This is a genomic window from Rhizobium sp. 05L429 (assembly GCF_056397645.1).
The window spans coordinates 1-416 of record NZ_JBFTNV010000098.1 but is presented as its reverse complement, the minus strand read 5'-3'; the positions used below and the strand labels follow the sequence as shown (position 1 = coordinate 416).

1 protein-coding gene is annotated in these 416 nt (G+C 58.9%); it reads left to right on the top strand.

Annotated elements, in window-relative coordinates:
• The coding region (locus AC1DNW_RS35485; protein WP_477855833.1) for an AMP-binding protein at nt 1-416 on the top strand (416 nt) is incomplete at both ends.

The following is a 416-nucleotide window of genomic DNA, read 5'->3' as shown; positions in this document are numbered from 1 at the left end:
CTTCTCGATCGGCTGCCGTCGGTGGATGGCGTGCAGGTCGTCTGCCTCGACCGGGACTGGGACGGGCAGATTGCAGGCCTGCCGGACGGCGCCGTCGAGAGCCGCACATTGCCGCAGCACCTTGCCTACGTGATCTACACGTCGGGCTCCACCGGACAGCCCAAAGGCGTGATGACAAGTCATAACTCCGTTGTGCAACTGGCATGCACCAGAAGCTATATCACGGTGGATCACGCCGATACGTGGCTGCAGCTTTCACCAATAAGCTTTGATGCCGCAACATTGGAATTGTGGGCCAGTTTGTTGAACGGTGCCCGCCTAGCCGTTTATGAAGCCGGTCCGATTGCCCCGTCCGAGGTAGCTCAAGCCATTCATAGCTATGGCTATGGCGTGACAATGGCATGGCTTACTTCCGC